18 protein-coding genes and 1 riboswitch are annotated in these 21,250 nt (G+C 69.5%); of the genes, 9 read left to right on the top strand and 9 right to left on the bottom strand.

Annotation, left to right across the window (positions count from 1 at the left end; translation table 11 throughout):
* Positions 1-62 precede the first annotated feature (62 nt).
* The 4 genes from cydD to hisC form a co-directional block, all read right to left on the bottom strand.
* On the bottom strand, positions 63-3,584 hold the full coding sequence (gene cydD / locus ACIGXX_RS13605) for a thiol reductant ABC exporter subunit CydD (protein ID WP_399975446.1): 3,522 nt from the start codon (positions 3,582-3,584) through the stop codon (positions 63-65).
* Between the two features lie 67 nt (positions 3,585-3,651).
* Positions 3,652-4,656 carry a cytochrome d ubiquinol oxidase subunit II gene (cydB, locus tag ACIGXX_RS13610; protein ID WP_351167276.1) on the bottom strand — a complete coding sequence of 335 codons (1,005 nt, stop codon included), beginning with the start codon at positions 4,654-4,656 and terminating at the stop codon, positions 3,652-3,654.
* Between the two features lie 14 nt (positions 4,657-4,670).
* The gene (locus ACIGXX_RS13615) at positions 4,671-6,215 is read right to left on the bottom strand and encodes a cytochrome ubiquinol oxidase subunit I (protein ID WP_351167274.1); all 1,545 of its coding nucleotides are present in this window, start codon (positions 6,213-6,215) and stop codon (positions 4,671-4,673) included.
* A 255-nt stretch (positions 6,216-6,470) separates the two neighbouring features.
* Entirely contained in the window at positions 6,471-7,550 is a 1,080-nt protein-coding gene (gene hisC / locus ACIGXX_RS13620) for a histidinol-phosphate transaminase (RefSeq protein ID WP_383815467.1), read from the bottom strand.
* A 378-nt stretch (positions 7,551-7,928) separates the two neighbouring features.
* Here hisC and ACIGXX_RS13625 point away from each other — a divergent pair, with 378 nt between their 5' ends.
* From ACIGXX_RS13625 to ACIGXX_RS13635, 3 genes are all read left to right on the top strand, one after another.
* Positions 7,929-9,050 (top strand): LacI family DNA-binding transcriptional regulator, encoded by a 1,122-nt coding sequence (locus ACIGXX_RS13625; RefSeq protein WP_190082941.1) that lies wholly within the window; start codon positions 7,929-7,931, stop codon positions 9,048-9,050.
* Positions 9,051-9,301: 251 nt separating this feature from the next.
* A complete protein-coding gene (locus ACIGXX_RS13630) occupies positions 9,302-10,381 on the top strand; it encodes a metallophosphoesterase (protein ID WP_351167269.1) in 1,080 nt (359 codons plus the stop codon).
* Positions 10,382-10,562: 181 nt separating this feature from the next.
* On the top strand, positions 10,563-11,438 hold the full coding sequence (locus ACIGXX_RS13635; RefSeq protein WP_351167267.1) for a hypothetical protein: 876 nt from the start codon (positions 10,563-10,565) through the stop codon (positions 11,436-11,438).
* Between the two features lie 104 nt (positions 11,439-11,542).
* On the opposite strand, the gene thiC is transcribed toward ACIGXX_RS13635, so the two are convergent.
* A complete protein-coding gene (gene thiC, locus ACIGXX_RS13640; RefSeq protein ID WP_351167265.1) occupies positions 11,543-13,324 on the bottom strand; it encodes a phosphomethylpyrimidine synthase ThiC in 1,782 nt (593 codons plus the stop codon).
* Positions 13,317-13,471: riboswitch (TPP riboswitch) on the bottom strand. (Overlaps the previous gene by 8 nt.)
* Before the next feature lie 71 nt (positions 13,472-13,542).
* Between thiC and ACIGXX_RS13645 the strand changes: the two genes are divergently transcribed.
* A complete protein-coding gene (locus ACIGXX_RS13645) occupies positions 13,543-14,961 on the top strand; it encodes a YibE/F family protein (RefSeq protein ID WP_361470477.1) in 1,419 nt (472 codons plus the stop codon).
* 61 nt (positions 14,962-15,022) lie between these two features.
* On the opposite strand, the gene ACIGXX_RS13650 is transcribed toward ACIGXX_RS13645, so the two are convergent.
* The 4 genes from ACIGXX_RS13650 to ACIGXX_RS13665 all read right to left on the bottom strand — a co-directional run bounded on the left by ACIGXX_RS13650 (position 15,023) and on the right by ACIGXX_RS13665 (position 17,408).
* The gene (locus ACIGXX_RS13650) at positions 15,023-15,460 is read right to left on the bottom strand and encodes an SsgA family sporulation/cell division regulator (protein WP_351167261.1); all 438 of its coding nucleotides are present in this window, start codon (positions 15,458-15,460) and stop codon (positions 15,023-15,025) included.
* Positions 15,461-15,563: 103 nt separating this feature from the next.
* Positions 15,564-16,289, bottom strand: a complete 726-nt coding sequence (locus ACIGXX_RS13655; protein WP_399975455.1) for an IclR family transcriptional regulator — start codon at positions 16,287-16,289, stop codon at positions 15,564-15,566.
* A gap of 380 nt (positions 16,290-16,669) precedes the next feature.
* Entirely contained in the window at positions 16,670-16,891 is a 222-nt protein-coding gene (locus ACIGXX_RS13660; protein WP_351167259.1) for a DUF5326 family protein, read from the bottom strand.
* A gap of 199 nt (positions 16,892-17,090) precedes the next feature.
* Positions 17,091-17,408: a cupin domain-containing protein gene (locus ACIGXX_RS13665; protein WP_160506069.1), complete on the bottom strand. Its 318-nt coding sequence runs from the start codon at positions 17,406-17,408 to the stop codon at positions 17,091-17,093.
* Between the two features lie 71 nt (positions 17,409-17,479).
* On the opposite strand from ACIGXX_RS13665, the gene ACIGXX_RS13670 reads away from it, so the two are divergent.
* The 5 genes from ACIGXX_RS13670 (at position 17,480) to ACIGXX_RS13690 (ending at position 21,250) form a co-directional block, all read left to right on the top strand.
* On the top strand, positions 17,480-17,860 hold the full coding sequence (locus tag ACIGXX_RS13670; protein WP_249588931.1) for a phage holin family protein: 381 nt from the start codon (positions 17,480-17,482) through the stop codon (positions 17,858-17,860).
* A 9-nt stretch (positions 17,861-17,869) separates the two neighbouring features.
* On the top strand, positions 17,870-18,367 hold the full coding sequence (locus ACIGXX_RS13675) for a low molecular weight protein-tyrosine-phosphatase (protein ID WP_399975459.1): 498 nt from the start codon (positions 17,870-17,872) through the stop codon (positions 18,365-18,367).
* Positions 18,364-19,575, top strand: a complete 1,212-nt coding sequence (locus tag ACIGXX_RS13680; RefSeq protein WP_399975462.1) for a cystathionine gamma-lyase — start codon at positions 18,364-18,366, stop codon at positions 19,573-19,575. Before ACIGXX_RS13675 ends, ACIGXX_RS13680 begins: the two co-directional genes overlap by 4 nt.
* Positions 19,576-19,802: 227 nt before the next feature.
* The gene (locus ACIGXX_RS13685; protein ID WP_361470483.1) at positions 19,803-20,708 is read left to right on the top strand and encodes a LysR family transcriptional regulator; all 906 of its coding nucleotides are present in this window, start codon (positions 19,803-19,805) and stop codon (positions 20,706-20,708) included.
* A gap of 59 nt (positions 20,709-20,767) precedes the next feature.
* On the top strand, positions 20,768-21,250 hold the full coding sequence (locus ACIGXX_RS13690; protein ID WP_351167250.1) for an NUDIX hydrolase: 483 nt from the start codon (positions 20,768-20,770) through the stop codon (positions 21,248-21,250).

Consider the following 21,250-nt stretch of genomic DNA (forward strand, 5'->3'; position numbering starts at 1 on the left):
GTTAGTCCTATTTGGCGAGGAAAGTCGGGGCCCGCTCCCCACCGGGCGCGGACCCCGCGGTCCTACCCGGCGGCCGTCACGAGCAGGTCCGCCGCCTGCTCCCGTTCCAGCATGCGCCGCAGCGGCCCGTCCACCGCCACGAGCTCCGCGTACGCACCGCGCTGCACCACCTGGCCCGCGTCCAGGACGATCACCTCGTCCACCGCGTCGAGCCCGGCGAGGCGGTGCGTGATGAGCAGCGTCGTACGCCCCTCGGTGGCGGCGAGGAGATCGTCGGTGAGGGCGTCGGCGGTCGGCAGGTCGAGGTGTTCGGCCGGCTCGTCCAGGACGAGGACGGGGAAGTCGGCGAGCAGCGCGCGGGCCAGGGCGATGCGCTGGCGCTGGCCTCCGGAGAGCCGGGCCCCGTGCTCGCCGACCAGGGTGTCGAGTCCTTCGGGGAGCGAGTCGGTCCACTCCTGGAGCCGGGCCCGCGTAAGGGCGCCGCGCAGTTCCTCGTCACTGGCGTCCTTGCGCGCGATCAGCAGGTTCTCGCGTACGGAGCTGTCGAAGATGTGCGCGTCCTGCGCGCACAGCCCGACGAGCTCTCGCACGGTGTCGCCGTCCAGCGTGGCCGCGTCCGTGCCGCCCAGGCTGTACGTCCCTTCGCTCGTCCCCAGGAAGCGCAGCAGCACCTGGGCGAGCGTCGTCTTGCCGGAACCCGATGCCCCCACCACCGCGATGCGCCGTCCGCGCTCCAGCGTCAGGTCGACACCGGCGAGGGCGTCCCGGTCCTGTCCCTCGTACCGGGCGTACAGCCCCTCGACGCGGAGCGGGAAGGGCGTCTGCGGGCGCTGTGCGGGGGCGGCGGGCTCGGGGACGGGTTCGGGGGCGTCGAGCACCTCGTAGACGCGCTCGGCGCTCTTCCTGACGCGCTGGCGGTACTGCACGGCGAGCGGCAGACCCAGGACCGCCTCGAAGGCGGCGAGCGGGGTCAGGACGACGACGGCGAGCGCGACACCGCTGAGCCGGCCGTCGTGCAGCGCCTGTACGCCGACGACCGCGGCGGCGGCCACGGTGAGACCGGAGGCGAGCGCCCCGAGCCCGTCGCCGAGCGCGGTGGCCTTGGCGGTGCGCGAGGCGATCCGGGTCAGCTCGGCGTCGGCCTCCTTCACCTTGGCCGTACGCCGGGTCAGCGCGCCGGCGACCGTCAACTCGGCGGTACCGGTGAGCAGATCGGCGACCCGGGTGGCGAGCACCCCGCGCGCGGGGGCGAGCTTCCGTTCCGCACGGCGGGCGACGGCTCCGGAGAGCAGCGGTACGCCCACTCCGGCGAGGAGCAGTCCGACGGCGAGGACAGCGCCCGCTTCGGGCAGCAGCCAGGCGGTGAAGCCGACGGCTCCGGCGCCCACCGCGGCGGCGGCCGACGCGGGCAGGAGCCAGCGCAGCCAGTAGTCCTGGAGGGCGTCCACGTCGGCGACCAGGCGGGAGAGGAGGTCGCCGCGGCGGGTCTTCCTGAGCCCGGCAGGGGCGAGGCGCTCCAGGCGCCGGTAGACGGCCACACGCGTGTCGGCGAGCATGCGCAGCACGGCGTCGTGCGAGACGAGGCGCTCCGCGTAACGGAAGACGGCGCGGCCCATCCCGAAGGCACGGGTCGCCGTCACGGCGATCATCAGGTACATCACCGGCGGCTGCTCCGACGCCCGGCTGATCAGCCACCCCGAGGTGGCCATCAGCCCCACGGAGCTGCCGATGGCGAGGGTTCCGAGCAGCAGGGCGAGTGCGAGCTTGCCCTTCCGCGCCTGTGCGGCATCCCGCACCCGGGCCAGGACGTCGCCCTTCGGCCGCGGACTCGCCCACGCGTCCACCGGGTCGTCCGGCGCCTCCGGGTGCCCCAAGGACGTGTCGCCGCCCTGCGGCGCGCCCACCGCCGCCCCCGAAAGGGCCGCCGCGTCCAACCCGCGCGGGGCTCCGCCAGCAGGGGCGTGGAGCCGTACGACCCGGTCGGCGACCCCGAGCAACGCCGGCCGGTGCACGACCAGCAGCACGGTCCGCCCCACAGCCAGCCGCCGGACCGCCTCGACGACCCCCGCCTCGGTCTCCCCGTCCAGAGCCGCGGTCGGCTCGTCCAGGAGCACCACAGGCCGGTCGGCCAGAAACGCCCGGGCGAGCGCGAGCCGCTGCCGCTGTCCGGCGGAGAGCCCCGCCCCGTCCTCCCCGAGCAGCGTCTCCACACCGCCCGGCAGGGCGGAGACGAACTCCCAGGCCCCCGCCGCGCTCAACGCGTCCCGCACCGAAGCGTCGTCCGCGTCCGGCCGCGCGAGGCGTACGTTCTCCGCGACGGACCCCGCGTACAGGTGCGGCCGCTGCGGCACCCAGGCGATCCGCTCCCGCCACTGCTCCGGCGCGACCTCGGCCAGGTCGACGCCCCCGACGCACACCCGTCCCTCGGCCGGCTCGACGAACCCGAGGATCACGTCCAGGAGCGTCGACTTGCCCACCCCGCTGGGCCCGACCAGAGCCACCGTCTCGCCGGACTCCACCGCGAACGAAACCCCGGAGACCGCGTCCGAGTCCCGCCCCGGGTAGCGGACCGTCACGCCCTCCACGCTCAGCGTCCCCGAGGGCGCCGGCGCCTGCCCGGCGGCCCGCACCGGAGCCTCCAGGACCTTGAAGATCTCCTCGGCGGCGGAGAGCCCCTCCGCCGCCGCGTGGTACTGAGCCCCGACCTGGCGCAGCGGCAGATAGGCCTCGGGCGCGAGGATCAGGATCACCAGACCCGCGTACAGATCCAGGTCGCCGTGGACGAGCCGCATCCCGATGGTCACCGCGACCAGTGCCACGGACAGCGTCGCGAGGAGTTCGAGCGCGAACGACGACAGGAAGGCGATGCGCAGCGTCCGCATCGTCGCCTGCCGGTACTCGCCCGTGATCCGCCGGATCGACTCGGCCTGCGCCTTCGCGCGGCCGAACACCTTCAGGGTCGGCAGCCCCGCCACCACGTCCAGGAAGTGCCCCGACAGGCGGGACAGGAGTCGCCACTGACGGTCCATCCGGTTCTGGGTCGCCATGCCGATCAAGATCATGAAGATCGGGATCAGCGGCAGTGTCACGACGATGATCGCCGCCGACACCCAGTCCTCGGTGACGATCCGCGCGAGCACCGCCACCGGCACCACCACCGCGAGCCCCAGCTGCGGCAGGTAGCGCGAGAAGTAGTCGTCGAGCGCGTCCACGCCCCGCGTCGCCAGCGAGACCAGCGAACCCGTCCGCTGGCCGCTCAGCCAGCCGGGACCCAACTGCCCTGCCCGGTCGAGCAGCCGCCCCCGCAGCTCCGACTTCACCGCCGCGCTCGCCCGGTGTGCGGCGAGCTCGGTCAGCCAGGCGACAAGGGCACGGCCCGCCGCGACCACCGCGAGCAGGACGAGCGGCGTCCCCAAGTCACCGGGGGCGAACCCCTTCTGGAAGGCCCCGACCACGATCTCGGCGATGAGCATCGCCTGAGCGACGACAAGCCCTGCCCCGGCGACGCCGAGGATCACCACGGCGGCCAGGAAGAACCGAGTGGCACGGGCGTACCGAAGCAGGCGCGGGTCGATCGGTTTCACGTGAAACACACCCTCCGAAGGGACCAGAGATCAGAGACCAGCGAGCGATCACTCAGGCACGGACACCTCAGTGCGCGGAATCCGCGATGTGCTGCGTCCCGATCCGCTTGCGGAACACCCAGTAGGTCCACGACTGGTAGAGCAGCACGATGGGTGTCGCGATGCCGGCACACCACGTCATGATCTTCAGGGTGTACGGGCTCGAAGAGGCGTTGGTGACCGTGAGACTCCACTCCTCGTTCAGCGACGACGGCATGACGTTCGGGAAGAGCGTCAGGAACAGCATCGCGACGGCCGCCACGATGGTGATGCCCGAGAGCGCGAACGACCAGCCCTCGCGCCCCACCTTGATCGCCCCGATGGCGCCGACGAGCGCGACCACGGCCACGATCATCGCGACCAGGCTCTTGGCGTCGCCGTTGTCCGCCTGGGTCCAGATCAGGAAGCCGAGCGAGAGCACGGCCGTGACAAGACCGAGCCCGAACGCCGTCTTCCGCGCCCGCACCCGGATGTCGCCCACCGTCTTGAGTGAGGCGAACACCGCGCCATGGAACGTGAACAGCGTAAGGGTGACCAGCCCACCGAGGATCGAGTATGGGTTGAGCAGGTCCCAGAAGTTGCCCACGAACTCCTTGTGGGCGTCGATCTTCACGCCGCGCGTGATGTTGGCGAAGGCCACGCCCCACATCACGGCCGGGATCAGCGAGGTCCAGAAGATGGCCTGCTCCCAGTTGCGCTGCCACTTCTCCTCGGGCCGCTTCGCCCGGTACTCGAAGGCGACACCGCGCACGATCAGGCAGAGCAGGATGATCAGCAACGGCAGATAGAAGCCGGAGAAGAGCGTCGCGTACCACTCGGGGAAGGCGGCGAAGGTCGCGCCGCCCGCCGTCAGGAGCCACACCTCGTTGCCGTCCCAGACGGGGCCGATGGTGTTGATCAGGACCCGCTTCTCGACCCGGTCACGGGCGAGCAGCTTGGTCAGGATGCCGATCCCGAAGTCGAAGCCCTCCAGGAAGAAGTAGCCGATCCACAGGACTGCGATCAGCACGAACCAGACGTCGTGAAGTTCCATGTCGATCAACTCCCTCAGTACGAGAAGGCCATGGGCCGGTCGGCATCGGCGTCGGTGTCGCTGTCCGAGCCCGAACCCGCGCCAGGACCGCCGATCTTGGTGGGCGGGTTGAGATCGGCCTCGGTGAGCTCGGGCGGGCCCTGCTTGATGTACTTGAGCAGCAGCTTCACCTCGATCACGGCGAGGATCGCGTAGATAGCGGTGAACACGACCAGTGAGGTGATCACCTCACCCTGCGAAACCCCCGGCGAGACCGCGTCCCTGGTCTTCAGGACGCCGTAGACCACCCAGGGCTGACGCCCGGTCTCGGTGAAGATCCAGCCCCAGGCGGTGCCGATGAGGGGGAAGATCAGCGTCCACTGCGAGAGCCGCCACCACCAGTTGCCGAGCTTCGGCGTCAGCTCCTTGTTCTTGGTGAACATGAGCTTGGGTACGTCGTCCTCGCCCGTGCGGTGCTCCGGCGCGAGCCAGAACTTCTTCCGCGTGAGCCAGAGTCCGGCGGTGCACAGGGCCATCGAGACCCCGCCGAAGCCGATCATCCAGCGGTAGGACCAGTAGGCGGTGGGGATGTTGGGCCGGTAGTCGCCGGGCCCGAACTTCTCCTGCGCCTCCTTGTTGAGGTCGTTGATGCCGGGGATCTCGGCGCTGAAGTTGTTCTTGGCGAGGAAGGACAGTATTCCGGGGATCTCGATGGCCACGTCGTTGTGCCCCTTGGACACGTCGCCGTACGCGAAGAGCGAGAACGGCGCCGGCTTCTCCGACTCCCACAAGGCCTCGGCGGCCGACATCTTCATCGGCTGCTGCTCATACATGACCTTGCCGAGAGTGTCGGCGCTGACCACGGTGAGCAGGGTGCCGACGAACGCGGTCACCAGGCCGAGCCGCATCGACATCCGCATGGTGCGGATGTGCTGCTTCTTGCGCAGGTGGAAGATCGCGATGCCGGTCATGAAGGCGCCGCCGACCAGGACGGCCGCCGAGATGACGTGGAAGAAGTTGACCAGCGTCGTCTCCTGGAAGAGCACCTTCGAGAAGTCGGTGAGCTCCGCGCGCTTGGTGCCATCCCGCTCCACGATCTTGTAGCCGACCGGGTGCTGCATGAAGGCGTTGGCGGCGATGATGAAGTACGCCGACAGGACGGTTCCCACGGAGACGATCCAGATCGTCGCGCAGTGCAGCTTCTTCGGGAGCTTGTCCCAGCCGAAGATCCACAGGCCGATGAAGGTCGACTCGAAGAAGAACGCGATGAGCGCCTCGAAGGCGAGTGGCGCCCCGAAGACGTCACCGACGAAGCGCGAGTAGTCGGACCAGTTCATGCCGAACTGGAACTCCTGGACGATGCCGGTGACGACACCCATCGCGATGTTGATCAGGAACAGCTTTCCCCAGAACTTGGTCGCCCTGAGGTAGTGCTCCTTGCCCGTGCGCACCCAAGCCGTCTCCAGGATCGCCGTGAGGGCGGCCAGCGAGATCGTCAGTGGGACGAACAGGAAGTGGTAGACGGTGGTGATGCCGAACTGCCATCGCGCCAAGGTCTCGGGCGCCAGAGCCAGATCCACGTCGACTTCTCCTTACGGCCGTGATCACATCGGCAGTTTGCCCCTTTAATCCCACTTACCTCGGGAGCAACCGGGACACGCTTGTGAACGCGTTCACATTCACAAGCATTATGTCGTACCGGTTCTGAGCCCGAACAGGGGGTCCCCCCTTACTGACGGGAACCTCACACAGCCGTCACACGGGACACGGCGAAGCACGCGGACACGGCGAAGGGGCCGAGGACAGCGTCCCCGGCCCCTCGTCACACCGCCTGCCTACAGCTCCTTGCGGAACGCCTCGGCCGCCTGGAGGAAGATGTCGTTGGCCTCGGTCTCGCCGATCGTGGCCCGCATCCCCTCGCCCGCGAACGGCCGTACGACCACGCCGGCCCTCTCGCACGCCGCAGCGAAGTCACTCGTGTGCTCCCCCAGCCGCAGCCACACGAAGTTCGCCTGCGTCTCGGGCACCGTCCAGCCCTGCCCGCGCAGCGTCTCGACCACCCGCGTGCGCTCGGCGACCAGCGAGCCGACCCGGCCCATCAGCTCGTCCTCGGCCCGCAGCGAGGCCACCGCCGCGTCCTGCGCGAGCTGGCTCACCCCGAAGGGCACCGCCGTCTTGCGCAGCGCGGCCGCCACCGGCTCATGGGCGATCGCGAAGCCGACGCGCAGACCTGCCAGGCCGTACGCCTTGGAGAACGTACGCAGCACCGCGACGTTCGGACGGTCGCGGTAGAGATCGACGCCGTCCGGCACCTCGGCGTCCCGGATGAACTCGCGGTAGGCCTCGTCCAGCACCACCAGGACATCGCTCGGCACCCGGTCGAGGAACCGCTCGAGCTCGGCCCTGCGCACGACGGTGCCGGTCGGGTTGTTCGGGTTGCAGACGAAGATCAGCCGCGTCCGGTCGGTGATGGCGTCGGCCATCGCGTCCAGGTCGTGCACGTCCCCCGGCGTCAGCGGCACCTTCACCGACGTGGCACCGCTCACCTGCGTGATGATCGGGTACGCCTCGAAGGACCGCCAGGCGTAGATGACCTCGTCACCCGGGCCCGACGTGGCCTGGAGCAGCTGCTGCGCGACGCCGACGGAGCCGGTGCCGGTCGCCACGTGGGACGCCGGCACCCCGAAGCGGTCGGCGATTTCGCTCATCAGGCCGGTGCACGCCATGTCCGGGTAGCGGTTGAACGTGCCCGCGGCGGCGAGCACGCTCTCCATGACGCCCGGCAGCGGCGGGTAGGGGTTCTCGTTCGAGGACAGTTTGTAGGCCACCGGTCCGGCGGCAGCGGCAGGCTTCCCCGGCTTGTAGGTGGGGATACCCTCCAGCTCGGCACGCAGCCTCGGGCTCGTCTCGCTCACCGCAGTCCTCCTCTTGAACACCTGAACACCCTGACTTCAATACTCCTCACCTTATGAGGATTCAGCTCTGCTGCGAATGGGTCAGGGAGATCCGCTCCGACAGGCGCGCGCAGAGGGGGGGAGCGCTCCCTCCTCCTGCACGCGCCGGTGGCTCACTCCGTGGCGCGCATCACCCGTGAAGGTGAGTTGAGACCTCTTCGAGACATCGCTCATTTGGCAGGCCAGTGCGCGGCGACAAAGGACCGTCCACCCTGGAACCGGCCAACTCCCTTGCAATCCAAGGTTGTTGACCCGTTTTGGCCATGCAGAAACGTGCCTGTCAACGAGTGAATATGCGTCCGCACTACCCACCCCCATGAGCCCTACTATCGGCTCGCCATGACAGCAGCAGGGAACCACCAGGTGAGCCGAGCGGAGACCGCCCGCCGGGGCAACCGGCAGAGTCGAGCGGGCATCAGAGACGTCGCCGCCGCCGCCGGTGTCTCCATCACGACTGTCTCCGACGCTCTTAACGGCAAAGGGCGGCTCCCGGACGCCACCCGACGCCATGTCCGCGAGGTCGCAGAACGGCTGGGCTATCGCCCCTCCGCCGCGGCCCGAACGCTCCGTACCGGCAAGTCGGGCCTGATCGGCCTGACCGTGACGACCTACGGGGATGAACCTTTCACCTTCACCGAATTCGCGTACTTCGCGGAGATGGCCAGAGCCGCCACCTCGGCCGCGCTGGCCCGCGGCTACGCCCTTGTCATCCTGCCCGCCACCTCCCGGCGCAGCCCGGTCGACGTGTGGTCGAACGTCGCGCTCGACGGCACCGTCGTCGTCGATCCGTCCGACCACGACCCCGTCGTCAGCGAACTCGTGCGCCAGGGCCTGCCCGTGGTGTCCGACGGCCGCCCGGCCGGGTCTCTGCCGGTCACCGCCTGGGTCGACAACGACCACGAGGCGGCCGTCCTGGAGATCCTCGACCACCTCGCGGCGGCCGGAGCCCGCCGGATCGGGCTGCTCACCGGGACCACCACGGACACGTACACCCATCTGTCCACGACCGCCTATCTGCGCTGGTGCGAACGCGTCGGCCAGGACCCCGTCTACGAGTCCTACCCCGCCCACGACCCCTGCGCGGGCGCCGTCGCGGCCGACCGGCTGCTCGCCCGACCGGACCGGCCCGACGCCGTCTACGGCCTCTTCGACCCCAACGGCACCGATCTCCTCGCGGCCGCCCGCCGGTACGGACTGCGCGTCCCGGACGACCTGCTGCTCGTGTGCTGCAGCGAGTCCACCGTCTACGCCACCACCGAACCGCCCATCACCACGCTCTCGCTCAAACCGCGGCGCATCGGCACGGCCGTCGTCCAGCTCCTGATCGACGCCATCGAAGGCCTGGATTCGGGCCGGCCCGTCGAGCAGGTGATACCGACGGAGCTGATCGTGCGCACCTCGTCCGAGCGACGTCCACCGCGTACGACGGTCAGCCCACCCCGCTCGCCCGGACCCGGTTGAGCGGGCCGCCGGGCGGGGAGAACCCCCGTCAACCAGTCCTGCCCGGCACGGCCCGGTCGTGACCTGTGGGGAAACCCCTACCCAATTCGGGAGAAAACCTCGGTGAACTGGGGTTCCGCACTGATTCACCACCCCTGGTGCACCACACAGCGCGAGCCGCATTCCTATGATGGGCGGACGACACCGCGGGCCGCTGCGACCAGGCAGTCCGATCTCGGTGCAGATGCGGCGCAATGGTGGTGGAGGGGTCGATGACTCAGGGGGCCGGTCAGGGACCCGATGTGCGGACGGCGACGTTGCGCGACTTCCGCGTTCCGGCGTACGTCCATGAGACCGGTCCGGTCGACGGGGGTTCGGCGGGCGTGGCGGCTCCGGGCGTCTCGGGGGACATCCCCGGGGCGCCGGACGACGGCTACACCCCCACCCAGCGCGACCTGCCCGTCATCAATCGCGGCGACACCGTGCAAGTGGAGGTGCAGGTCATGCCCGAGCCTCCGCAGGCGACCGACGAGCACGGCCCGCTGTTCGTGGTGGGCGACGTGCACGGCTATCTGGACGAGCTGCTCGGGGCCCTCCACGAGCAGGGACTCATCGACGGCGACGGCGACTGGGCCGCGGGCAACGCGCGCCTGTGGTTCCTCGGCGACTTCACCGACCGCGGCCCGGACGGCATCGGCGTCATCGACCTCGTGATGCGCCTGTCCGCGCAGGCGGCGGCCGCCGGCGGCTACTGCAAGGCCCTGATGGGCAACCACGAGCTGCTCCTGCTCGGCGCGAAGCGGTTCGGGGACACCCCGGTCAACTCGGGCGCCGGCACGGCCACCTTCCAGGCGGCCTGGCTCCTGAACGGCGGCCAGAAGACCGACATGGAACGCCTGGAAGACCACCACTTGCAGTGGATGGCCCGCCTCGACGCGATCGAGTCGGAGGACGGGCATCTCCTGATGCACTCCGACACGACCGCCTACCTGGATTACGGCGACTCGATCGAAGCCGTGAACGACACGGTCCGCGAGACCCTCACGCGCAACGACGCGGACGAGTGCTGGGATCTCTTCCGGAAGTTCACCAAGCGCTTCGCCTTCCGGGACGAGTCGGGCCCCGATGCCGTACGTGAACTCCTCGACATGTACGGCGGCCACCGCATCGTGCATGGCCACAGCCCCATCCCGTATCTGCTCGGCGATGTCGGCTCCGAGGATGACTCGGACGGCGGCGGACCCGTCATCGAGGGCCCCCACATCTACGCAGGCGGACTGGCCATCGCCATGGACGGCGGCGTGACCATGGCCGGAAAACTGCTGGTCTGCCAACTGCCCCTGGATAACTGAGCGTTCACGGGGCAGGTGCACCCCTACACGATCACGCTGGCCAAGGGGCCTTTTTCTGGAAACCCCCTGTCACCGCGTGCCGTCACGGCTCTACCATCGGCTTATCCGTAGCAGGCTCCCCTCCGTTTCTGCCCGACGGCTCGTAGCCATGCGAGCCCCAAGCCCTACGGAGCATCGGGGGATGCACATGAACAGCGCTCCACACCTGCTCAATGAGGACCGCCCCGAATACGAGCGGATCCTCGATGAGGCGCTGCGCACCGCACCGAACCGTCCTGATCTCGCCGCAGTGGGCGAGCGGCTCAATCCCGAGCAACTGCGCACCATGGCGCTGAACGCCACGGCGCTGATCACTGCCGCCGCCGCGACCGAGTACACGCACTATGTGAAGGTCCGCGAGGAACTGCGCGAAAGCGGATCTGCCGCACCATCGATCCGGGAGCGGAGCCCAGAGGGCCCGGCGGAAGCCGGCTCCGGCGGCCTCGGTCTCGCCACCACGATGGGGGAGGTCACCACCCAGGCATCGGGGGCGGGGGCCGTCGCCGTCGTCGCGGTGCTCGCACCTGTTCTCGCCGGGGCGGCCGCCGCGATCTTCCTGCTCGTCGGCTACATCCTGAAGATGCTCAACCCCGAGCCCGCCTTCGCGGAAACCCTGCTCACCGCGGGGTGGCTGTTCGGCGCGCTCACCGCAGGCGGCATCCTGATCGCTGCGATCGGCCTGCTCCTGACCGCCCTGCGCAACGGCTCCACCTCGCTGCAGGCCGGTTCGTACGGCGAACACAACGAGGAGGTGGTCCGCGCCAGGGAAGCCTGGGGCGAGGCACTCCTGGAGCGCGGTCTCCTGCCGTTCCTGCGGGAGGCGCTCGCGGATCCGGGGGCGGCGCACGCGGCTCGTACGCCGGCGGCGGACCCGAGCAGCCGCATGCCCCACCTCGGCTACAACAGGCCCGGATTCAGCAGCCCGGACGGCGGCCCCGCGGCGGGACCGCGCCCGAGCTTCTCGAGCCCGGACTTCTCAAGCCCGGACTTCGGCGGGCCCGACCACAAGCCGGAGTAGTACGCGCGGTTTCGGGCGGACGGACGGTCACGGCCGTCCGCCCGAAGCACCACGCGCTGGCGCTGATCAGTCGGCGAGCCGCTGGTCAGTGGGCGAGCCGCTGCTCAGTCGGCGATCGGGAGATACACGCGGTTTCCGGCTGCCGCGAACTCCTTGGACTTCTGCTCCATGCCCGCCTCGATCTCGTTCTGCGTGCCGCCGTGCTCACGGCGGATGTCGTGCGAGATCTTCATGGAACAGAACTTCGGCCCGCACATCGAGCAGAAGTGCGCCGTCTTCGCGGGCTCCGCCGGCAGGGTCTCGTCGTGGAACTCCCGCGCCGTGACCGGGTCGAGGGCCAGGTTGAACTGGTCCTCCCAGCGGAACTCGAAGCGCGCGTCCGAGAGCGCGTCGTCCCAGTCCTGCGCGCCCGGGTGCCCCTTGGCGAGGTCCGCCGCGTGCGCCGCGATCTTGTACGTGATGACGCCGGTCTTCACGTCGTCGCGGTTGGGCAGGCCCAGGTGCTCCTTGGGCGTGACGTAGCAGAGCATCGCCGTGCCCCACCAGCCGATCATCGCGGCACCGATGCCGGAGGTGATGTGGTCGTACGCGGGCGCGATGTCCGTGGTCAGCGGGCCGAGCGTGTAGAACGGCGCCTCCTCGCAGATCTCCTGCTGAAGGTCGATGTTCTCCTTGATCTTGTGCATCGGGACATGTCCCGGGCCCTCGATCATGGTCTGTACGTTGTGACGCTTGGCGATCGTGTTGAGTTCCCCGAGGGTGCGCAACTCGGCGAACTGCGCCTCGTCGTTGGCGTCCGCGATCGAACCGGGCCGCAGCCCGTCGCCGAGCGAGTACGTCACGTCGTACGCAGCGAGGATGTCGCAGAGCTCCTCGAAGTTCTCGTAGAGGAAGCTCTCCTTGTGGTGCGCGAGACACCAGGCAGCCATGATCGAACCGCCGCGCGAGACGATGCCGGTCTTGCGGTTGGCGGTCAGCGGGACGTACGGAAGGCGCACACCCGCGTGCACCGTCATGTAGTCCACGCCCTGTTCGGCCTGCTCGATGACCGTGTCCTTGTAGATCTCCCAGGTCAGCGCCTCGGCCTGGCCGTCGACCTTCTCCAGGGCCTGGTAGAGCGGCACGGTGCCGATGGGGACGGGGGAGTTGCGCAGGACCCACTCGCGGGTCGTGTGGATGTTGCGCCCGGTGGACAGGTCCATGACCGTGTCGGCGCCCCACTTGGTCGCCCAGGTCATCTTGTCCACCTCCTCCTCGATGGAGGAGGTGACCGCGGAGTTGCCGATGTTGGCGTTCACCTTCACCAGGAACCTCTTGCCGATGATCATCGGCTCGATCTCCGGGTGGTTGACGTTGGCGGGAATGACGGCGCGACCGGCGGCGACCTCCGCGCGCACGACCTCGGGATCGAGGTTCTCGCGGATCCCGATGAACTCCATCTCGGGCGTGATCTCGCCGCGACGGGCGTACGCCAGCTGCGTCACCGCCTGGCCCTCTCGGCCGCGACGCGGCTGACGCGGACGGCCGGGGAAGACCGCGTCGAGGTTCTTCAGGCCGCCGCGCGGCGAGGTGTGCTTGATGCCGTCGTCCTCGGGACGGGGCGGGCGGCCCACGTACTCCTCGGTGTCGCCGCGAGCGATGATCCAGTTCTCGCGCAGCGGCGCGAGGCCCCTGCGGACGTCGGTGTCGATGGACTCGTCGGTGTACGGCCCCGAGGTGTCGTACAGGGTCACGGCCTTGCCGTTGGTGAGGTGCACCTGTCGGACCGGCACCCGCAGGTCGGGGCGTGAGCCCTCGACGTACGCCTTGTGCCAGCCGATGGACTTCCCGGCCTCGTCGCTCTGGTTCTGCGTCGAGGCAGGCGTGCGTGCGTCCGCTGTGGTCATGAGACCTACTCCCTACGCCGGCATTACCCGGTAACAGGTTCGGCGGTCGACGCAGCGAATCCCGCACGGCTCGGGCACATTTGTGCCGCTTCGTACGGAGGTCAGCGCCCTCTCAGCCCGGTGCTCCGAGCTCCCGCGATTGCAAAGGTGTCTCCACGCTAGCGTCCTATCGGGCGCGCTGAACAGAGGGCCCCCGCCGTTCTTGCGATGATCGGGCAGTGACCACCACACAGCCGCCGTCCCAGCCGCCCGTCCCGAACGTGCCTCCGGACCCGCACGGGCACTCCCACAGCCACGGTCCCGCCGCGCCCGTCTCCAAGCATCTGCGCAAGGTCATCGCCGCCGTGCTGATTCCCTTCGCCACCGCGGTGCTCGTGGGGCTCGCGGTGTTCTGGCCAGGTGGCGCTCCGTCCCACGAGCGCACCGGAGTCGGCTTCGACCGGCAGACCCAGTCGGCCGATGTGACCAAGGTGCAGAAGCTCTCCTGCAAGGACGTGAACGCCTCGCAGACCCCGCCCAACGGCGACACCTCCACCGCCGAGGGGCAGTCCGCGCAGTCCCGCGCGGAAGGCATCTGCAAGAAGGCGACGATCGAGGTGACCAGCGGCAAGGACACGGGCCGCACCTTCACCGAGATCGTCCAGCCGGACTCACCGCGGCAGTTGCGCGAGGGCCAGGAGGTGGTGGTCGCCTATGAGCCATCGGCCCCCGAGGAGCTCCAGTACTCGGTCACCGACGTGAACCGGAAGTTCCCCATGGCCCTGCTCGCCGGGATCTTCGCGCTCGCCGTCGTCGTGGTGGGCCGGCTGCGTGGCGTCATGGCCCTGGTCGCCCTGGCGTTGAGCTTCCTGGTCCTGACGTTCTTCATCCTGCCCGCGATCCTGCAGGGCTCGAACCCGCTGGTCGTGGCGGTGATCGGGGCCAGCGCCATCATGCTGATCGCGCTCTATCTGTGCCACGGGCTCACGGCGCGCACATCGGTCGCGGTCCTGGGCACGCTGATCTCGCTGCTCCTCATCGGGCTGCTCGGCTCGCTCTTCATCGGCTGGGCCTCACTCACCGGCAACACGGACGACAACACCGGCCTGATCCACGGCCTGTACCCGGACATCGACATGAGCGGTCTGCTGCTCGCCGGCGTCATCATCGGCTCGCTCGGCGTGCTCGACGACGTGACGGTGACGCAGACGTCCGCGGTCTGGGAACTGCACCAGGCCAACCCCACGATGGGCTGGCGCGGTCTGTACGGCGCGGCCATCCGCATCGGCCGCGACCACATCGCCTCGGTCGTCAACACCCTGGTCCTGGCCTACGCGGGCGCCGCGCTGCCCCTGCTGCTGCTCTTCTCGATCGCCCAGAGCAGCGTGGGCACGGTGGCCAACAGCGAGCTGGTCGCCGAGGAGATCGTGCGCACCCTGGTCGGCTCGATCGGCCTGGTCGCCTCCGTGCCGGTGACGACCGCGCTCGCGGCCCTGGTGGTCTCGGCCGACCGCTCGACCCCCGCGGGCCGTACGGGAAGCACGGCGCACCCGGCAGGCACGTCGCACCCGGGGATCGCGGGCCACCCGGGCGGCGCCGGTGCCACTCCGGCCGCCAAGCAGACCCGAGGCGGAAAAGGCCGACGCCGCAAGGCCTGAGCGGCCGATGCCACGAAATGCACCAATCTGCCGTACGGCTGCGCCTCTTGGATCGCGGGGGTCAGCCCGCGCTCTGCTCCTCGGCGAGGATCCGGTCCAGCGCTTCGTCCAGGTGCGTCTCGAGATCGGCGAGCGCCCGCTCCTGCCCCAGCGGAACCAGCTTGTCCGTCCGGTCGAGGAAGGCGAGCAGCGGCGGAATCCCCACCCGGAACAGCGCCTGGTCCGGCCCGACCTGAAGCCTGATGAGCACCTCGTCGAGCAGTTCGGGATCGGTGGGCGCGATGTGCACATCCCCGTCGCCGCACGCCCCGCCCACCCCGTCGACCAGCAACTCACGTCCGAAGGCCCAGGTCACAGGGGCGTCGCCGGGGAGGTGGAAGGTCAGCCGGACGGCGTAGGGATCACCGCTCTCATAACCCAGCTCCACCGGGATGCGAAACGACAGCTCCTCGGAAACGAGGAAGCTCATCATGACCTCTGCCTGGACCGACTCGCGCATCGCCCGCCTACCCCGTCGCTAAAGCTCGACTGGCCAGGAACCAACTCCCTGACACTCATGGCATCTTGCTTAACGTACACATCAGATCACAAGGAGTGAGTTTTCAGATGCTGATAGAGAAGGCAAGTGTCCCCAGTAGCCTTCCGATCTCATTCTGCAACCTCGCGGCCGCAGGCAGTAGTCGATCTGCTTGATAGGACGGAACGGAAATCGCCATCGTCGCCGCCGTGTTACCCGCAGTGATCGGAATCGCGGCACAGACCGTTCCCAACGCGTACTCCTGCCGCTCCACCACGGGCCGCATCCGGCCCATCCCCTCCAGACGGCGCAGGAAGGCCCGGTCGTCGTGGACCGAGTACGGAGTGATCGACTGCACCGGGTAGCGGGAGAGGTGGTCCTGGCGCTGCTCGTCGTCGAGTTGGCCGAGCAGACACTGCCCGATCGCATGGGCGTGTCCCGTCTCGCGGAAGTCGGCCCACTCCTCCACCGCCGGATTGCCCGGCGTGTCCGCGACCGCCACGACCTCGATCTCGCCCTCGCGGTAGACGGCGAAGTACACCGGCACCCCGATGGCGTCGCGCCAGTGCTCCAGGGCTTCGCCGATCATGCCGCGACGATTCTGCTGTGCCCCGCTCGCGCTCAGCCGCTCGGCCGCCTCGCCGAGCACGAACACTCCCTTGTCCCGGCGCAGATAGCCCTCGTGGGTCAGCGTGCGCAGCAGGTGATACGCCGTGGGCAGCGCGAGCCCGGCCTCCCGGGCCAACTGCTTGGCGGGGGCGCCCTCCTGATGCGCGGAGGCGGCTTCCAGCAACCGCATCGCCCGCTGCACCGAGCCAATGAGAGTCGGCGCGGCGGCAGTTGATGCCGTGACGGTCGGCGGTGCGCCGTACGAGGCGTTGTTCGCCGGGGAGCCCTTGGCCGAGGAGCCACGGGAGGCGGAGCCACTGGACGGGGAGCCAGCGGGCGGGGAGCCGGCGGACGGAGGGTCGTTGGACGAGGTGTCGGCGGGTGTGGCGTCAACCGAGGCCAAGGTTCACTCCCGAAACGCGTGGGGGTTCCGCCCGTGCCCGGGATACACGGGTGGGAGCGCAGGGCGCCCGCGCGCGGGGATCGACACCCCGCGTCGGTTTTCGGACTCTAACCGGTGGCCGCCGGCCTAAGCCCCCACAGCGGGAAACTTCCCCCACCCGAGCGAACTGTTGCGAAAAATCACCAATCGCTGCGCGAAGAGGTCGACCCGGATATGAACTTCCGTACGACGTAGATCAGTCCACCCACCAGCGCCACGAAAAGCAGTGCCTTGAACAACAGGCCGACCACGAATCCCACGACGCTCGCTATCAGACCGCCGAACACGACCAGGGCGATGACCGGCACCGCGATCCACTTCACCCACCACGGCAATCCCGAGAAGATCTCCTGCGCTGCCATCGTCCTTACCTCTCTCCGCATCTGTCCTACTTCTTGCATTCGATGCTAGGGCGGCGGAGGGCCCGACGGGGGCCTCGCATCCCTTGCCCTCCCCTGATCCGCCCCCTAGGGAACCCCGAGGTCGCAGCCCTGAGAAGTCAGCCCTGCGGCGTAGAGGATCCGCTCCCGCGGGAGCGGATCGGCCCTCCACCGCAGCAGATCACCCCTCCGGCGGTGAGAAGACGACGAGTACCCGCAGGTCCTCGCTGATGTGATGGAACTTGTGGGCGACCCCCGCCGGCACGTACACGACACTGCCGCGCGCGACTTGGGTGGTCTCCATGCCGACCGTGATCGACGCCCGCCCGCTGACGATCATGTACACCTCGTCCTGCTGGTGAGGCTGCTGCGGGTCGGACTCCCCGGCGTCGAGCGCGTACAGCCCGACCGACATGTTCCGCTCGCGCAGAAACTGCAGATACGCGCCGTCGTTCGCCGCGCGCTCCGTCTCCAGTTCATCCAGCCGGAATGCCTTCATCGTCCTCGTACGCCCCTTGCCCCAGGTCGCGAGCCGACCGCTCTGGCCGTCCGTCTGCAACGATCAGACACATGAAGAATTTCGTAGTCAAGACGATCGCCAACGCGGCGGCCCTGGCCGTCGCCGTGTGGCTCCTCGACAAGATCACCCTGACCGGCGACAGCACGGGCAAGAAGACCCTCACGCTGATCGTCGTCGCACTGCTCTTCGGCCTGGTGAACTTCCTGGTCAAGCCGATCGTGAAGGTGCTCACCTTCCCCCTGTTCATCCTGACGCTCGGCCTGATCACCCTCGTCGTCAACGCCCTGATGCTGCTGCTGACCTCGTGGCTGGCCGACAAGTTCGACCTGAGCTTCCACGTCGATGGCTTCTGGACCGCCGTCCTGGGCGGCCTGATCATCTCGATCGTCTCCTGGGCGATGAACGTCGTCCTGCCCGACGACAAGGACTGAGCCCGCCCCATGGCCTTCTCCGTGTGCTTCGTCTGCACCGGCAACATCTGCCGGTCCCCCATGGCCGAATCCGTCTTCCGCGCGCGGCTGGACGAGGCCGGGCTCGGCGACCTGGTCCAGGTGGACAGTGCGGGCACCGACGGCTGGCACGAGGGGGACGGCGCCGATCCGCGCACCGTCTCCGCCCTGACGGCGGTCGGCTACGAGAGCGATCACGTGGCGCGCCGCTTCCAGGTCTCCTGGTTCCCCCGGCTCGACCTGGTGATCGCCCTGGACGCCGGCCATCAGCGGACCCTGCGCCGCCTCGCGCCCACGCCGGCCGACGCGGACAAGGTGCGGCTGCTGCGCTCGTACGACCCCGAGGCCGCCGCCCGGGGCGACCTGGACGTCCCCGATCCGTACTACGGGGAAGAGGACGGGTTCGACGCGTGCCTGAGAATGGTGGAGGCGGCGAGCGACGGTCTGCTCGACGCCGTACGCGAAGCAAGGGAAGGGCGGGCGGCATGACGGACTCCGCAGCGATAGCCGCAGGTACCGGCGCGGGCACAGCCGCGGGAGCGGTCCCGGGAAGAGGCGCCGGGATGGGCGACGGCACGAGAGCGGTGCGGGCCGGTCTCCCCGAGCCCGTGAAGCACGAGCCGACCCTCCCGGGCCCGGTGTTCGCCGCGCACTTCCACCTGCCGGGCGATCCCACGGGGCCGTACACCTACGGGCGGGACGACAACCCGACCTGGACGCTCCTGGAGCAGGCCATCGGCGAGCTCGAGGCGCCGGGTGAGGGCGGTGCCGTCGACGCGGATGTCGAGACCCTGGTCTTCGCCTCCGGGATGGCCGCCATCTCCGCGGTGCTCTTCTCGCAGCTGCGCGCCGGCGACGCGGTGGTCCTGCCGGACGACGGCTATCAGGCGCTGCCCCTGGTCAGGGAGCAGCTCACCGCGTACGGCATCGAGGTGCGCACCGCCCCGACCGGCGGCGACGCCCAGCTCGACGCCCTGGACGGCGCGAAGCTGCTGTGGATCGAGACGCCGTCGAACCCGGGCCTGGACGTGTGCGACGTGCGGCGCCTCGCCGAGGCGGCACACGCGCGTGGCGCCCTGGTGGCGGTCGACAACACCCTGGCCACACCGCTCGGCCAGCGCCCCCTCGAACTCGGCGCGGACTTCTCGGTGGCCAGCGGCACCAAGATGCTCACCGGCCACGGCGACATCCTCCTCGGGTACGTCGCCTGCCGCGACGCCGAGCTGACCGCTGCCGTGCGGCGCTGGCGCAAGATCGTCGGCGCCATCCCGGGGCCGATGGAGGCCTGGCTGGCGCATCGTTCGCTCGCCACGCTGCAGCTGCGCGCCGATCGCCAGAACGCCAACGCCCTGGCCCTTGCCCAGGCACTGCGCGGACGCGACGAGGTGACCGGGCTTCGCTACCCGGGGCTGCCCGAGGACCCCTCGTACAAGATCGCCTCGCAGCAGATGCGGCGCTTCGGGTGCGTGGTCTCCTTCACCCTGCCCTCACGCGCGCGCGGCGACCGTTTTCTCGACGCGCTGCGTCTGGTGGACGACGCGACGAGCTTCGGCGGCGTGCGTTCCACCGCGGAGCGGCGTGGCCGCTGGGGCGGGGACGCCGTCGCGGAGGGCTTCATCCGCCTCTCCGCCGGGTCCGAGGACCCGGATGACCTGGTCGCGGACGTGCTGCGGGCGCTGGACGAGTCGGCGGGCTGACAGTCCCGCGTGCGTACGGACCGCTTGCGGCTAGTACCGGGCTACGCACAACGAACGGTCCGAGCCTCCCCCCTCGTGGCTCGGACCGTTCCGGTTCTGCGCGCGAAGAACCGCGCGAACAAGGCTAGTTGACTCTGTGTCAGTGTCCAATCACAGTAGCGACAGAGACCTATCGACATATTTATAGTTGGGCGCGGCCTGAATGCCGCGCCGGGGAGGGCGTCACCGTGGATCTGGCCCTGCTGCGCACGTTTGTGACCGTGCATCGGGCCGGTTCCTTCACGCGGGCGGCCGCACTGCTCGGGCTTTCACAGCCCGCCGTGACGTCGCAGATACGCACCCTGGAGCGGCAGCTGGGCCGCCCGCTGTTCCTGCGCCAGGCGCGCGGCGTGACCCCCACGACCATCGGGGACGAGCTCGCCCACAAGGCCGCGCCCCATCTCGACGCCCTGGTGGAGATCGCCGAGACGGGCCTCGAAGAGGACTCCTCGGTACGCACCCTCCATCTCGCGGGGCCTCCGGAGTTCACCGCGGCCCGCGCGTTACCCGCCCTCACCGCGCTGACCGGCCAGGACGGACAGGGCTTCGCGCTGCGTGCCTCGTTCGGCACCGCGGAGGAGGTCCTCGAAGGGCTCTCCGCAGGGCACCACGACCTGGCCATCACCACGGCCCGGCCACGCGGCGCCCTGCTCACCGCGGCGCCGCTCTGCGACGAGGAGCACGTCCTGGTCGCGGGCCCGCACCTGGCCGCCCGCATCGGCCCCGGCAAGCTGCGCCGCAGGGGCGCGTCCGCCCTGGAAAACTTGCCGGTGGTGGAGGTGCACGAGTCGCTGCCGCTGGTCGCCCGATACTGGGCCGCCGTCTTCGACACCCGTCCGGCCGCATCGGGCACCGTCATTGTGCCGGACCTGCGGGCGGTGCTCGCCTGCGTCGTCGCCGGGGCGGGGCTCGCCGTGCTGCCGCGCTATCTCTGTGCGCCCGCTCTGAAGAATGGCGAGGTCGTGGCCCTGCTGGACCCGGCGGTGCCCCCGTTGCGCACGTATTTCCTCGCCGTACGCACCGGCACACTCGCGATGCCGCACATAGCGCGGGCGCACGAGTGGCTGCTGCGTGCTGCCGTCGACTGGGCTTGAGCAGGACTCCGACTGGTTCACGATGTTTCACGTGGAACAGTCCGGGCCACATTCCTCCCATGACCGTTCGACCTGTGGTCAAGCGCACCGCCCGCGCCATCCTGCTCGATGGCGACGACCTGATCCTGATCAAGCGGACCAAGCCCGGTGTCGATCCCTACTGGCTCACCCCCGGTGGCGGCGTGGAACCGGAGGACGCGACCGTCGTCGACGCGCTCCATCGTGAGGTGCACGAGGAGCTCGGCGCCAAGATCTCCGACGTGGTTCCCTGCTTCGTGGACACCGTCGAGCACATCGGCGAGGACGGTGGCGCGACCGGCGTCAAAGTGCAGCACTTCTTCGTTTGCCGCCTGGAGTCCATGGATCTCTCGCTGCGGCACGGCCCCGAGGTGGAGGAGCCGTGCGGCGAGTACGAGATCGTCCATGTGCCCTTCACCCGCGTCGGGATCGCCTCGGTCCACCTCGTACCGCTCTCGCTGCGGCACTATCTGGACGGCAACATCGAGGGCGTACGCGCGATGCACGCCCCTGACCTGGGCTGA

The sequence above is a fragment of the Streptomyces sp. NPDC055243 genome (assembly GCF_044544025.1).
Lineage (GTDB): Bacteria > Actinomycetota > Actinomycetes > Streptomycetales > Streptomycetaceae > Streptomyces.